Raw genomic sequence first — 12,822 nt, 5'->3', positions numbered from 1 at the left:
CCCGCCGTTGATAAGGCTTGTTATCATCGGCTGAAATGCCAGACGAACTGTCCACCGCTCCACCGTCCGCCCCCGTCCTGTACTCCGGTGACCGCCTAGCCCAGGCCCGCGCTTTTGCAGGACTGACCGACGAAGCCCTGCGGGTGCGGGCCATTCGCGCGGCCCGCGACAAAGACTTTGAAGACCTGTGGGCACTCACGCTTGCCTGCCTGAGCAGCGATACCAGCGCGGGCGTGCGCGTCAGCCCCCATACCTTGCGGGCCTACAAAACGGGCGTGAAGGTGGTGGTGGAACACGCCAGCGTCCATGCCTGGAACCTGACCCATCCGGGCCGCCGCGAACCCGCGCTATATGTGGCAAGCCTCAGTGCATCGGGTCTGAAGCCTGCCACCGTGCAGGCCCGTGTCGCCGCCGCGTCTGCCCTGTACCGCGCCCTGCGCTGGGCCGGGGCCACCGACGCCGATCCTTTTGGCGACGTGAAGCGCCCCAAAGACCGCACCAAAGGCATCGTGAAAAATCCCCCATACCGCGCCGATTTTGTGCAGGCGATGCTGGCCGAGGCCGACGCGCAGGAAGCCGTGCTGGTGCTGCTGCTCACGCATGCGGGCCTGCGGATTGCCGAAGCTCTGGCGGTGGAATGGGGCAACATAGACTTGCGGCGCAGGCGGTTGCTGGTGGCGCACGGCAAAGGCGACAAGGCAAGAATTGTGCCGCTGAGTGCCAGGCTGCGGGAAGCGCTGGAGGCACTGAAGGCGGAAATGGTTTCCACGCCCACCAGCCGCCTGTTCTCCTTTTCGGCCTATTCCAGCGCCTACGAGCGGCTGCAAAAGCTGGCGCTGAAATGCGGGCGAGAGCATGAATTTCGGGGTTTTCACGCCGGGCGAAAATACGCGGGCACGCAGTTATACGCCGCCGTCAAGGACTTCACACGGGTGGCCGGATTTTTGGGCCACGAACAGGTGGATACCACCCGCCGCTACGTGGAATTGCCCGAGGACGACCTGGATGAAGTGATGGAGGGCTTTGTCTAAGCCGGGTCTTCCCTGTTCAGGCGTGGTGCCGTTTCGCTCCGGTTGTGGGTTTACACTGGCCCCAGCAACCGACAACGCCGTCTCATTTATTCTGGAGGATTTATGACCGCCCATCCCACTCTCAACAAGCAGGCAATGCCCCCCAAATCCGGCGAACCGATCATCAAAGCCGTTGATGTCCACAAGCATTTCGGCAGCTTTCACGCCCTGCGCGGGGTAAATATGTCGGTGCAGTCGGGCGAGGTGGTGGTCATTATCGGGCCATCGGGCAGCGGAAAATCCACTTTTATTCGCACCATCAACCGCCTAGAGGCGCACGATCAGGGCACTATTGTCGTCGACGGGATGGAACTCAAGGATGGGCAGAATTTGGACGCCATTCGCCGGGAAGTGGGCATGGTGTTTCAGAGCTTCAACCTGTTTCCGCACCTGACCGTGCTGCAAAACGTGTCGCTCGCTCCCATTCGGGTACGCAAGCAGCCCAAAGCGCAGGCCGAGGCGCGTGCCATGGAGTTGCTGACACGGGTAGGCATCGAGGAACAGGCCCACAAATACCCGGCCCAATTGTCGGGCGGGCAGCAGCAACGGGTGGCGATTGCCCGCGCGTTGGCGATGGATCCCAAAGTGATGCTGTTCGACGAACCCACCTCGGCCCTAGACCCCGAAATGATCAAAGAAGTGTTGGACGTGATGAAGGGCTTGGCAGGCAGCGGCATGACCATGCTGTGTGTGACGCACGAAATGGGTTTTGCGCGGGAAGTCGCTGACCGTCTGGTGTTCTTCGATCAGGGCAATATCGTGGAAGATACGACGCCGGAGCAGTTCTACAACAACCCCCAGCATGAGCGGGCCAAAGCGTTTTTGAGCAAGGTTTTGGGCCACTGAATCGAGCAAAAGATAACCAGCCGGGGCGTGAATGCTCCGGCTGGTTATCTTTTGTGTTGTCCAGTCACCGCTTTCAGGTATCCAGATCCGCCTTCTTGGCCGCCGTCAGGAACCGGATCGCTCCCGGCAGAATCTTGGCTGTGAAAGGCGTGGTTTCCTCATGCAGTTCGCCGTCGTACTGCAGGGGAAAGGGTTCTTCCGCCACCACGCTGACTTCCTTGGCTTCCACTGTTTCCAAGTTGCCACTGAACAGGGGATCGCCCAGATTCAGCTTGGCCCGCACGGAATCGATCAGGTTGGGCACAAGGCGCATGATGTTTCCCGCCTTCAACAGCACCACGGTAAACCGGCCATCGCTGGGGCTGATGTCGGTGGTGATCGGCAGGCGGTAATTTGCCATGCCGAAGTTAGCGACCATCACGCCGATGCCTTCAAACTCACGCTTTTCGCCGTCTAGGACAAGGTGGAAGGTGGTTTTCTTGGGATTCAGCTGCTTCATGGCGCTCATGACGTAGGCCATCGCGCCAAACTTTTCCTTGAGTTCCTCGGAATCGCGGATCATGGCGGCGTCGGCCCCGGCCCCGGCCAGCATGGCAAAGCCGTGTTGTTCGCCGCGTACTTCCAGTTCGCCCAGATCCACCCGCACGGTATGTGCGCCTGCGACCACTTGCGCCAATGCCAGCGGATCGCGGGGCAAGTCAAGATTCTGCGCGATCAGGTTGGCCGTCCCCGCCGGGTACGCCAGCAGCGGCACATTCTTGTAGCGGCTGGCATACGCGAGGCTGCTCACCGTGCCGTCACCGCCCGCGCCCACCACCACATCAAACGACGCGATGTCCTCCACATAGCTGCTCATGGGTTTTTCGGGCACGAGTTCGCGCTCGGTAACGTCTGCTCCGGCATCCTTCAAAAAGGCGATAAATGCGGGCAAATCGCTGTCGCCCTGGCCGCTTTTTGGATTGAAGACCACCATCACCCGCCTGCCGGCAAGGGGAGCGAGGGTGGCCTGATCTGCGTCAGAAAGTGCGGCAAACGTGGCCGCAGTGGGGGGGGTGATTTGACCGGTCATACGAGGCTCATTAGACTGCCCGCACGGAGGCTCTTTATGGCGCGTTTCTTGGTGGGTTCTTTACTGATGACTGGCCTGTTTCTTGGTTCGCTTTCTTCCTGTGCGCCGCGTCAGCAGGCTGGCACGGAGCGGTTTGTAACGGTTGCGCCTGTGCTCTACAAAGTTTCCGCCCCCGTTGTTCGCGGCGGCACTCTGACTGTTCAGGGACGTTACCTGGGCGGCCCCGCCAGTGCCAAGATTCGGATGGGCGTGGCCTTTGATGGAAGCGGCGGTTTCGACCTGCCAGCCAACGCCATTCAAAGTTGGACGGCAGACGAAATCACCTTCACCGTGCCCTCTGATCTGCCTGCGGGCAGCGGGTACCTCTTTATTATGGTCGGAGCCTCGAAGTCCAACGGCCTGCCTTACAGCGTCGGCCAGTAAGTTCTCTCGCTTGGGGGCGGCCTGCTGGTACGGGGCCGCCCTCTCCCCTGTCCATTGTGTGTGGCTGCGCCATCAGGCCAATCCATTCCCGGCCCGCCGCCCTGTAGACTCCGGGGCGTTATGGCGATTAACCGTCCGAAAGGCACCAATGACCTCTTACCGGAAGGCACTCCGGCCCTCAAAAGTTTTGCTAGCGCGTCGGCTCACACCCATCTGACCACTATCGCCCGCAGTGTGCTGGAGCGCGCTGGGGCGCAATTCATAGCCACACCGATTTTCGAAGAAGCCGAATTGGTCAAGCGTGGCGTGGGCGGCAGCACCGACATTGTCCGGAAAGAGATGTTTACCGTGACCTACTTTGGCGATCACGGCGGCTTTATTTTGCGGCCAGAGGGGACGGCGGGCATTGTCCGCGCCTTCCTGCAAAATGGGCTGAAGCAGTTGCCCGCGCCGCTGAAATTGTGGACGCATGGGCCGATGTTCCGTGCTGAAAATGTGCAGCAGGGACGCTATCGCCAGTTTCATCAGGTGGATTACGAGGTATTGGGCAGCGCTGATGCACTCGTAGACGCCGAAGCGATTGCGCTGATGGTGGATGTGGTGCGGGCGTTGGGGCTGACGGGCGTGCGCGTGAAGCTGGGCAGCATTGGCGATCCGGCAGACCGGGACAACTACAACGAGTACCTGCGCGGGGTGTTCTCGCCTCAGCTGGAGCGCCTCTCGGACGACTCGCGTGACCGTCTGACCCGCAACCCGATGCGGATTCTGGACAGCAAGAGCGCGGAAGATCAGGCCCTGATTCGTGAACTGAGTGTGCGCCCCATGCTGGACTTTTTGGGTGCGGAGGCGGCGGCCCACTTTGCAGAGGTGCAGGCGTATTTAGCCGCGTGGGGCGTGGATTATGACCTTGACCCCAGCATCGTGCGCGGGCTGGATTATTACCGCCGCACGGCCTGGGAACTGCACCACGAGGGCGTCGGCGCAAAGTCGGCCCTCGGTGGGGGCGGGCGCTATGACGGCCTCAGTGCACAGCTCGGCGGGCCAGAAGTGCCGGGCATCGGCTGGGCCTTTGGCATAGAACGGCTGCTGCTGGCGCTGGAAGCCGAGGGTGTGGGCCTGCCGCAGACGCCGGGGCCGCTGCTGTACCTCGCCTCGATGGACGCGGAGAATGTGGGCCTCGCTGCCCAGACTGCGCTGAGTGCACGTGCAGTGGCCCGTGTGGAATTTGCCTACAAGGCCCAGAAACCCGGCAACGCTTTTCGGGACGCCGAGCGCCGCCGCGCCCGATATGCTGCCGTTATCGGCACGGATGAGGCACAGCGCCGCGTCCTGAATCTGAAAAATCTGGCATCGGGTGAACAGCGGGAAGTCGCACTGGATGACCTGAACGCAGTCTTAGCTGAATTGGAGAACGCATGAAACGCACGGCAATGATTGGACAACTGCAAGGTACGCACGCCACCCAGACGGTCACGCTGCAGGGCTGGGTCAACCGCCGCCGCGATCTGGGCGGACTGATTTTCATAGAACTGCGGGATCGCAGCGGCGTCGTGCAGGTGCAGGTGGAGCCCGATTCGGCGGCTTTTGCCGAGGCCAACAGTCTACGCCCCGAATACGTGGCCGAGATCGAGGGCGTGTATCAGATGCGCCCGGAGGCCCAGCGCAAGGGTGGCGCGGCTGATTTTGAAGTCATCGCTTCCCGCGTCAAAGTGCTGAACGCGGCCAAAACGCCTCCCTTTGAGTTGGACAAGGGCGACAGTGTGGCCGAGGATATCCGCCTGAAGTTCCGTTATCTGGATTTGCGCCGACCCGAAATGCAGCGAAATCTGATGCTCCGCAGTAAGGCCGTGGCGTCGGTCACGCGCTTTCTGGATGCAGAAGGGTTTATTGCAGTGGAAACGCCGATGCTCACCAAGTCCACGCCGGAAGGGGCGCGTGACTTCTTGGTGCCCAGCCGCCTGAATCCGGGCGAATTTTATGCGCTGCCGCAGTCGCCTCAGCTGTTCAAGCAACTGCTGATGATCGCGGGCTTTGACCGCTATTACCAGTTGGCCCGCTGCTTCCGCGACGAGGATTTGCGTGCAGACCGTCAGCCCGACTTTACGCAGCTGGATATGGAACTGAGTTTTGTGGAGCAGGACGACGTGCTGGAGCTTCAGGAGCGCTTGATGGCGTCGGTCTTCCGCGATGTGCTGAACGTGGAATTGCCACTGCCGTTTCCACGCCTGTCGTACTTCGAGGCGATGGATAAATACGGATCCGACAAGCCCGACTTGCGATTTGAATCGGCGTTTGTAGATGTGACTGACCTGTTTGCGGGCGGCGCGTTTCAGGCCTTTGCCAGTGCGGGCAGCGTCAAAGTCATCGCCGCGCCGGAGCTGACGCGCAAGCAGATAGATGAGCTGGAGCGGGTCGCCAAGCAGAACGGGGCCAAAGGGTTGGCCTGGCTGAAGTGTGACGGCGATGGATTCACGGGTGGCATCAGCAAGTTCGTGGGTGATCAGGCGGCAGAATTGATCTCGCGCACAGGCGTGGCATCGGGCGGCATCTTGCTGTTTGCGGCGGGCGACTGGCAAAAAGCGGTGACAGCTTTGGGCGCGGTACGTCTGGCTCTGCGCGACCTGTGCGGTCTGGCGGCGGGGGGGCAGTTCCACGTCTCATGGATCACCGAATTTCCTCAGTTGGAATACGACGAGGACAATACCCGCTGGACCTACATGCACCATCCCTTTACGGCTCCGCACCCCGACGATATTCACCTGTTTGGCACCGAGCGGCAGGGCGAGATTCGCGCTCAGGCCTACGATCTGGTGCTCAACGGATTTGAAATTGGCGGCGGCAGTATCCGGATTCATGATCCTGCCGTGCAGGAAAAAATGTTCGCGGCGATTGGATTTACTCCAGTGGAAGCACACGCCCAGTTCGGCTTTTTTCTGGATGCGTTGGCGGCGGGCACGCCCCCGCACGGCGGCATCGCTTGGGGCTTTGATCGTCTGTTGATGGTGATGGCCGGAGCGCAGAGCATCCGTGAAGTTATCGCCTTCCCCAAAAATAATCGCGGCGCGGATTTGATGGCGCTGGCTCCGGCTTCGGTGGATGCAGGGCAGTTGGCGGAGGTGGGCGTTCAGGTGGCGGCGCGGATTGAGTCGGAGTAGAGATTAGGAACTTGTGCGGGGAGAGGCGAGAACGGGGGCCTCTCCCTAATTTGTGTCGAAATAAAGTAAGTGAAATGATTCACGATAAATCTGGGTCGTGAAATTATTGTTTTTTATTGAAAACTCGGTTTATTTTGCCCCTCTAAATGGCTGTCTAAATGGCTGGTCGAGGCGATCATGACCGTCTGCCAGGCCTGCTCTAGCTTCCGCAACTCTGTGACGGCTGTGTTCGCATGTGCGTATCGGCCATCTAACCATGCCTGCTGCACATCTGTGCCCATCAGGTCGGTCAGGAAGGCAATCAGGGAGCCTCCATGAGCGACGACGATTGGAGTTCCAGGTTCGGCCAACACGGGGTGAAGAGCTGCCTTGAATCGCGCCGCCACTTCCGCCAGACTTTCGCCACGGGGAAAGCCGAAGCTGCCGTCTGACCGCACCAGTTCATGCACGTGGGTGTGCATGTCGGCGTAAGCTCTCCCCTGCCAATCGCCGGGGGCAATCTCTTGCAGTCCGTCCAGAGCAATGATCTGGCCGCCTAATGCCTGCGCGATGGCAGTTCCAGTCTGGCGGGCGCGGAGGAAGGAACTGGTATAGATTCGCGGTGATTCCAGGTGCTGGGCGGCGAACCAATCGGCTACCGCTTGGGCCTGCATCTGCCCGAACTCATCCAGAGGGTCATCTGCGCCCCCGGTCAACACCTGCGAGACGTTGCCAGCGGTGCGGCCATGACGAACCAGAAAAAGGCGGTCTGGGGAGGGACGCTGAGCGGGCATGAAGTACAGATTAGCGTCTACGCTGAGCCGCCGTGAGCGGGCATCCGGTTCACTGGGGCATTACGCTCTATGCTAAAGCGTGCATTTTGACGACCTGCCCGTGCTGCCTACCACGCCCGGCGTGTACATTTTTCGCCGCACCGGAACGCCCATTTATATCGGCAAGGCCAACAACCTGCGTTCGCGGGTGGGCCAGCATTTCAAGGCGGGCGGCAAGAGCGGCAAATTCACGTCGCTGGCCGATACGCTCGAATTTATTACGGCCCGCAACGAGGTCGAGGCGCTGGTGCTGGAAGCCAACCTGATCAAGCAGCACCGCCCGCATTACAACGTGATGCTGAAGGACGACAAGCATTACCCGTTCCTGAAGCTGACGAATGAAAAGTTTCCGATGCTGCTGGTGACGCGGCGAGTCATCAAGGACGGGGCCAATTATTATGGGCCGTACCCGGATGCTTCGGCGGTGCGGCGGGTGAAACACCTGATCGACACGATGTTTCCGCTGAGGAAGAACAGTGGGCTGCCGCTGCAAAAAAAGCCGCGCCCGTGCCTGAATTTTCATATGGGGCGCTGCCTGGGGCCGTGCGTGGATAAAGCCGACCCTGCCGAATATTCGCGGATCGTGGAAGACGTGAAGGGGCTGCTGGAAGGCCGCGCCGCGCCCGTGATTGCCCGCCTGCGCGACGATATGGCCGTTGCTGCACGCGGGCGGGATTTTGAGCAGGCCGCCCGCGTGCGTGACCGGGTGCAGGCCGTTGAAAAACTGTTCGGCACCGAGCAGCACGCCTTTGTGAGTGATGAAACCGATCTGGATTTCCTGGGTGTGGCGCGTGCGGGCGAGTACGCGATGGTGCAACTGTTCCGGATGCGGGCGGGTCGGGTGGTGGGCCGCGACAAACGCTTCCTGACCGACGCGGAAGGCGACGGCAGCGGCGGCGAGGGCGAGATCGTGGAAGCCTTCGTGCAGGACTACTATACGCAGGCCACTCATGTGCCGGGGCTGATCCTGCTTCCGGCAGACTTCGAGGCCGCGCCTGTGTGGAGCGAGTTTCTGACCGAAAAGGCGGGCCGTAAGATTGAAATGAGGACGCCCAAACGCGGCGACAAGGTTGACCTGATCGAGATGGCCCAGCGCAATGCGATAAACGGACTGGAATCGGAAATGGCCCTGCTGGAGCGGCGCGGCGACCATCCGGGACTGGACGCCCTGCGTGAAGTGCTGGCATTGCCGGAGCGTCCCTGGCGCATCGAGGGGTACGACAACTCCAACCTGTTCGGCAGCAATATCGTGTCGGGCATGGTGGTGTTCGAGGGCGGGCGCAGTCGCCGGGGCGAGCACCGACGGTTTAAGGTCAAGGGGCTGGATCACCCGGACGATTACACCTCTATGAAGCAGACGATTGTGCGGCGGTTTACAGGAAGCTTGGCCGACAAGTTGCCGCTGCCCGACCTGTTGCTGATCGACGGCGGGCGGGGGCAGGTGAATGCCGCGCTGGACGCCTTGAAAGAGGCCGATATTCGGGTTCCAGTCGTGGGCCTCGCCAAACGAGAAGAACGCCTGATTTTGCCGGGACGATTCGGGGCGCAGTGGTGGCTGACCGAAGGGACGGAAGTCGGCGTAGAGCGGGAATTGTTGCTGCCGCAGACGCATCCGGCCCTTCGCATGATGATCGGGGTGCGCGATGAGGTTCACAACTATGCCGTGTCGTATCACCGGAAATTGCGTGGACAGGACATGCTCCGCAGCGTGTTCGACGACTTGCCGGGCATTGGGCAAAAGCGCCGGGACGCCTTGCTGGAACACTTTACGAGTTTGGAGGATCTGGCGAGTGCGCCTGTAGAGCATATTGCGCGTGTACCGGGCATGAACGCACGGGCGGCCCAGAGCGTGAAAGACTTTTTGGTGCAGCGGGAAGCGAACGCAGCACCGTTGTAGACAACGCCGTTGTCATGTCCCTCTAGACTGGCCTATGCCCCAAGTCTTCATTCGCCGTGCACGCTACAGCGATCTGCCCGAGTTGCAAATTCTTTACAAGCAACTCAGTCCCACGTCACCCCAGTTGAGTCCAGAAAGAGCAGATCCCATTTGGCAGGTCATGCTGAACGATTCTAAAATTCATGTGCTCGTGGCTGAGCAAGGCGGCTTGTGGGGAACGGCCACGCTGGTGGTGATGCCCAATCTCACGCAGAATGGGCGGCCCTACGCGCTCATTGAGAATGTGGTGACCCATGTGGAGAAGCGCGGGCAAGGGATCGGAAAGGCGGTGATGGCCGCTGCGATGGCTTTGGCACGATCCCTGGGGGCCTATAAGGTCATGCTGGTCACAGGCCGCCAAGCGCCAGAAGTACACCGGTTGTATGCAGGCAGTGGCCTTAGGTCTGACGCCGTCGCCTATTTCACACGTTTGGAACCGGACACCGTTACATGAAATGTGTTACAGGAATCAGATGAATCCTGTACTCGCGCTGATCGAAGCTTAGTTTGGTTCGGCGTGTGCACTACACCAAAAAAATAGCCCCCTCAATTTCCGAGGGGGTTGTGTTGCTGCAGGCTGAGGCGCTGGAGGCGACTTGCTTCACGCGGGGTGGACTGGAGCAGCAAAGAGGCGCTGGAAGAGGGCGTGGAAGCTGAAGCTTGGGCGTTGTGGTTGGCCTTGCCGGGCGGCGCGGGCCTGGGCTTCACGTCTGGCTTCGGCGCGGAGGGCTTCGGCGTGCAGGGCGTTGATTTCGGCGGTCAGGAAATGCATGGTGTTCCTCTTGGGGCGCGGCCTGTGGGTGGCCCGGTGGTGCGCCTTTCTTGTGCTTTATGGTGCGCTTTGGTGAGGGTGCGGCGCATGACGCAAGTGGCGCAGAGGTGACTGAGCCGGGTGGCTTATGCTGATCTGTTTTGTTATTCAGACTTTAAGTGTCCCTGCCGTTTGTTTGTATCCTTTTGACTTAGTTATTCCCATTTAACTTCCCGCACTGGAAGATGCTGCTGAGGGCTGGACTGCTGGCGGGCGCATTGGTTTGGAATGGCTCTATCTGGGTGGCCGGAACTATTTTTTGGATGATGGCAAATAAGGAAGTTGCCCGTCCAGCCCCCGCCAGAAGCTGCCTGAGCCATTGCTTTAGGCTTGCGCTGACCTGCGGTGGACAATGCTTTAATGCCCCCTATGTCTGGGCTGCATCTGAAGTGGCACTTCACACGCCGGGAATTGTGGGCGTTTTTAAAGGCCAATTGGCGGGCGTTAGTGCTGCTGCTGATCGGCGTCTTGGCTCCACTCCTACTGTTTTTGGAATTGGCCGAGGATGTCTTTCGTGACGGCGGTTTTCCCTGGGACAGTTCTATTTTGGCGTGGTACCGCGCTCAGCGCACGCCGGAGCTGACGGCCGTCGCCAACGCTTTAGCCGTACTGGGCGGCTTCGCGGTACTGCCGGTGGTCACGGCCCTGATCGCTTTTATGCTGGCACGCGGCGGAGCCAAGGCACACGGCTGGTTTTTGATCTTGGCTTTGGCGGGAGCGGCACTCTTAAATGGAGCCGCCAAACTGTTCTTCCAACGTGCCAGACCAGATATTTTGGAGGCGTTGGTGCGCGAGCCGGGGTTCAGTTTTCCCAGTGGACACGCCATGAGCAACGCCGCGTTCGGCTTCGCGCTGATCGTGGTGTTCTGGCGCTCACGGGCGGGCTGGCCGGTGGCAGTGGTAGCCGGGCTGTGGGCCGTGGCAGTCGGGGCCAGCCGCAATTATCTGGGCGTGCATTACCCATCGGATGTGTTGGCAGGCTTTCTGGCGTCGTCGGCGTGGGTGGCCGGGCTATATCTGCTGATGGGACGACGCTGGCCGGGGCTGAGGAAGTCTCCGAAAGGGGAACGGGATACACGGTGAGGGGTTAAAAATGACAGAGGGCGAACTGGAGTGACTCCAAATTCGCCCTCTTTGTTGTGGTTGAGTTGGTGCAGTGTTCTAGCCGTTCTCGACAATGCTCAGAGGGGTACTCATTGGGCCACCACGCCTTTCCTGCCACCCAGCTTTACACTCTGCTTGCCACTTCCTGCAGTGCAAACGCCCCGTGCACCGCCCGCGTCGCGTGTTCCACCTGTGCATCTTCTACGGCCACGCTGATGTTCAGCTCGCTGCTGCCCTGGCTGATCATCAGAATGTTCACGTCGTCGCCTGCGAGCGCCCCGAACAATTTGGCGGCTACGCCTTTTTGCCCGCGCATGCCGCTACCCACGATGGCGAGGACGGCCACGCCGGGTTGTTCCTCTACCTTCAGTTCGCCGCTCACCGCCGCACGCAGGGCCAAGACGGTGCGCTCGGCGTACACGCTCTGCACAGCCAATGACACGTTGCTCATAGAACTGCTCTGAGACACCATCAGCAGGGTAATGTTTTCTCGGGCGATGGCGCTGAACAGGCTGGCGACGACTTCGGGCACGCCCAGCACGCCTGCCCCGGTCACGTTGATGATGCTGACGTTACGAATGGCAGTCACGGCTTTGACCGGATGACGGGCGTCGTCGTGAGGTTCGGCCTGCACCAGCGTTCCGGGGAAATCGGGGTCGGCGGCGCTCTTGACACGCAGGGGAATGCCGCTCTCTTGCAATGGGGTTACGGCCAGCGGGTGCAGCACTTTGGCCCCAAAGTAGGCCAGTTCCATCACCTCGCCGTAGCTCAGGATTTCGATGTTGCGGGCGTCTTTCACGACTCTGGGGTCGGCACTCATCACGCCGTCTACATCTTTCCACGCCCAGACTTCGGTGGCTCCCAGCGCCTTGCCGATAATCGTGGCGCTGAAATCGGTGCCGCCGCGCCCCAGCGTGGTCAGTGCGCCCTGTTCGGTCTCGCCCATGAATCCGGCCACAACAGGCGTTACGCCCGCGTTCAGCAGGCCGCTCAGCCGGTCTTTGATGCGGGCGTAGGCAGAGGGCAGGGGCCGCGCATTGCCGAAGTGCGTGTCGGTGACGATGCCTGCCTCGCCGCCGGTAACGTGGTGGGCACGAACGCCCGACTGTTCAAGGGCCAGCGTCATCAGGGGCGCAGACAACCTCTCACCGAAGGCCACGATCAGGTCACGGCTGCGGGGCGTCAGTTCGCGCAGCAGGTACACGCCGTACACCGCCTGACGCAGTGTTTCGTGCATCTCGCGGATTTCGCGCACGGCGTCGCTGTCGGGGGCCGCGCCGAGTTCCTGTGCCGCTGTGAAGTGACGGGTTCGCATGGCGGCAATTTCGTCGTTGGCCGCGGCAATATCGCCCGTCTGGGCGGCGTCGGCCAGCCCTAACAGTTGGTTGGTCACGCCCGCCATAGCCGACACCACCACCACCACGCGCACCCCCTCCCGCACGCTGCGGCCTGCCAGAGAGGCGCTGTGGCGAATGGCGCGGGCAGCGCCCATGTTGGTGCCGCCGAATTTCATGACGAGTAAGGTGGGAGCGTCTGACATACCCAGCAGTATGAAGCCCCCGGCCAGTCAGGGCAGCGGGGGCGTCTGGGCAAGCG

Annotated in this window: 12 protein-coding genes; 8 read left to right on the top strand and 4 right to left on the bottom strand. The window is 60.9% G+C overall.

What is annotated here, in order from left to right; genetic code table 11:
* Positions 1–35 precede the first annotated feature (35 nt).
* Together M1R55_RS14460 and M1R55_RS14455 are read left to right on the top strand one after the other, a co-directional pair.
* Positions 36–1,031: a site-specific integrase gene (locus M1R55_RS14460; protein WP_249392432.1), complete on the top strand. Its 996-nt coding sequence runs from the start codon at positions 36–38 to the stop codon at positions 1,029–1,031.
* 102 nt (positions 1,032–1,133) lie between these two features.
* Positions 1,134–1,916, top strand: coding sequence for an amino acid ABC transporter ATP-binding protein (locus tag M1R55_RS14455; protein ID WP_305880268.1), 783 nt, complete (start codon positions 1,134–1,136; stop codon positions 1,914–1,916).
* A 73-nt stretch (positions 1,917–1,989) separates the two neighbouring features.
* Here M1R55_RS14455 and M1R55_RS14450 read toward each other — a convergent pair whose 3' ends face one another.
* Positions 1,990–2,985, bottom strand: coding sequence for a diacylglycerol kinase family protein (locus M1R55_RS14450; RefSeq protein WP_249392431.1), 996 nt, complete (start codon positions 2,983–2,985; stop codon positions 1,990–1,992).
* Between the two features lie 36 nt (positions 2,986–3,021).
* On the opposite strand from M1R55_RS14450, the gene M1R55_RS14445 reads away from it, so the two are divergent.
* The 3 genes from M1R55_RS14445 (at position 3,022) to aspS (ending at position 6,563) form a co-directional block, all read left to right on the top strand.
* Positions 3,022–3,408: a cell surface protein gene (locus M1R55_RS14445; RefSeq protein ID WP_249392430.1), complete on the top strand. Its 387-nt coding sequence runs from the start codon at positions 3,022–3,024 to the stop codon at positions 3,406–3,408.
* 120 nt (positions 3,409–3,528) lie between these two features.
* Positions 3,529–4,827 (top strand): histidine--tRNA ligase, encoded by a 1,299-nt coding sequence (gene hisS, locus M1R55_RS14440; protein ID WP_249392429.1) that lies wholly within the window; start codon positions 3,529–3,531, stop codon positions 4,825–4,827.
* Positions 4,824–6,563: an aspartate--tRNA ligase gene (aspS, locus tag M1R55_RS14435; RefSeq protein WP_249392428.1), complete on the top strand. Its 1,740-nt coding sequence runs from the start codon at positions 4,824–4,826 to the stop codon at positions 6,561–6,563. Before hisS ends, aspS begins: the two co-directional genes overlap by 4 nt.
* A gap of 113 nt (positions 6,564–6,676) precedes the next feature.
* Here the strand turns inward: aspS and M1R55_RS14430 are convergent, their stop codons facing one another.
* On the bottom strand, positions 6,677–7,336 hold the full coding sequence (locus M1R55_RS14430; protein ID WP_249392427.1) for a histidine phosphatase family protein: 660 nt from the start codon (positions 7,334–7,336) through the stop codon (positions 6,677–6,679).
* Positions 7,337–7,415: 79 nt separating this feature from the next.
* Here M1R55_RS14430 and uvrC point away from each other — a divergent pair, with 79 nt between their 5' ends.
* A complete protein-coding gene (gene uvrC / locus M1R55_RS14425; protein WP_249392426.1) occupies positions 7,416–9,272 on the top strand; it encodes an excinuclease ABC subunit UvrC in 1,857 nt (618 codons plus the stop codon).
* 34 nt (positions 9,273–9,306) lie between these two features.
* Positions 9,307–9,765: a GNAT family N-acetyltransferase gene (locus M1R55_RS14420; protein ID WP_249392425.1), complete on the top strand. Its 459-nt coding sequence runs from the start codon at positions 9,307–9,309 to the stop codon at positions 9,763–9,765.
* Between the two features lie 147 nt (positions 9,766–9,912).
* Here M1R55_RS14420 and M1R55_RS14415 read toward each other — a convergent pair whose 3' ends face one another.
* Positions 9,913–10,083 carry a hypothetical protein gene (locus M1R55_RS14415; RefSeq protein WP_249392424.1) on the bottom strand — a complete coding sequence of 57 codons (171 nt, stop codon included), beginning with the start codon at positions 10,081–10,083 and terminating at the stop codon, positions 9,913–9,915.
* Positions 10,084–10,491: 408 nt separating this feature from the next.
* On the opposite strand from M1R55_RS14415, the gene M1R55_RS14410 reads away from it, so the two are divergent.
* Positions 10,492–11,205: a phosphatase PAP2 family protein gene (locus M1R55_RS14410; protein ID WP_249392423.1), complete on the top strand. Its 714-nt coding sequence runs from the start codon at positions 10,492–10,494 to the stop codon at positions 11,203–11,205.
* Between the two features lie 145 nt (positions 11,206–11,350).
* Here the strand turns inward: M1R55_RS14410 and M1R55_RS14405 are convergent, their stop codons facing one another.
* Entirely contained in the window at positions 11,351–12,766 is a 1,416-nt protein-coding gene (locus M1R55_RS14405; protein WP_249392422.1) for an aspartate kinase, read from the bottom strand.
* Positions 12,767–12,822: the final 56 nt, after the last annotated feature.

The sequence above is a fragment of the Deinococcus sp. QL22 genome (genome assembly GCF_023370075.1).
GTDB lineage: Bacteria > Deinococcota > Deinococci > Deinococcales > Deinococcaceae > Deinococcus.
This window is presented reverse-complemented; position numbering and strand designations above follow the sequence as displayed.

What these genes read in the sequence shown, in the direction of transcription:
- M1R55_RS14455 (WP_305880268.1), top strand. Translation starts at nt 1,134, where the DNA reads ATGACCGCCCATCCCACTCTCAACAAGCAGGCAATGCCCCCCAAATCC.
- M1R55_RS14430 (WP_249392427.1), bottom strand. Translation starts at nt 7,336, where the DNA reads ATGCCCGCTCAGCGTCCCTCCCCAGACCGCCTTTTTCTGGTTCGTCAT.
- M1R55_RS14420 (WP_249392425.1), top strand. Translation starts at nt 9,307, where the DNA reads ATGCCCCAAGTCTTCATTCGCCGTGCACGCTACAGCGATCTGCCCGAG.
- M1R55_RS14460 (WP_249392432.1), top strand. Translation starts at nt 36, where the DNA reads ATGCCAGACGAACTGTCCACCGCTCCACCGTCCGCCCCCGTCCTGTAC.
- M1R55_RS14450 (WP_249392431.1), bottom strand. Translation starts at nt 2,985, where the DNA reads ATGACCGGTCAAATCACCCCCCCCACTGCGGCCACGTTTGCCGCACTT.
- M1R55_RS14410 (WP_249392423.1), top strand. Translation starts at nt 10,492, where the DNA reads ATGTCTGGGCTGCATCTGAAGTGGCACTTCACACGCCGGGAATTGTGG.
- M1R55_RS14405 (WP_249392422.1), bottom strand. Translation starts at nt 12,766, where the DNA reads ATGTCAGACGCTCCCACCTTACTCGTCATGAAATTCGGCGGCACCAAC.
- M1R55_RS14415 (WP_249392424.1), bottom strand. Translation starts at nt 10,083, where the DNA reads ATGCATTTCCTGACCGCCGAAATCAACGCCCTGCACGCCGAAGCCCTC.
- hisS (WP_249392429.1), top strand. Translation starts at nt 3,529, where the DNA reads ATGGCGATTAACCGTCCGAAAGGCACCAATGACCTCTTACCGGAAGGC.
- M1R55_RS14445 (WP_249392430.1), top strand. Translation starts at nt 3,022, where the DNA reads ATGGCGCGTTTCTTGGTGGGTTCTTTACTGATGACTGGCCTGTTTCTT.
- aspS (WP_249392428.1), top strand. Translation starts at nt 4,824, where the DNA reads ATGAAACGCACGGCAATGATTGGACAACTGCAAGGTACGCACGCCACC.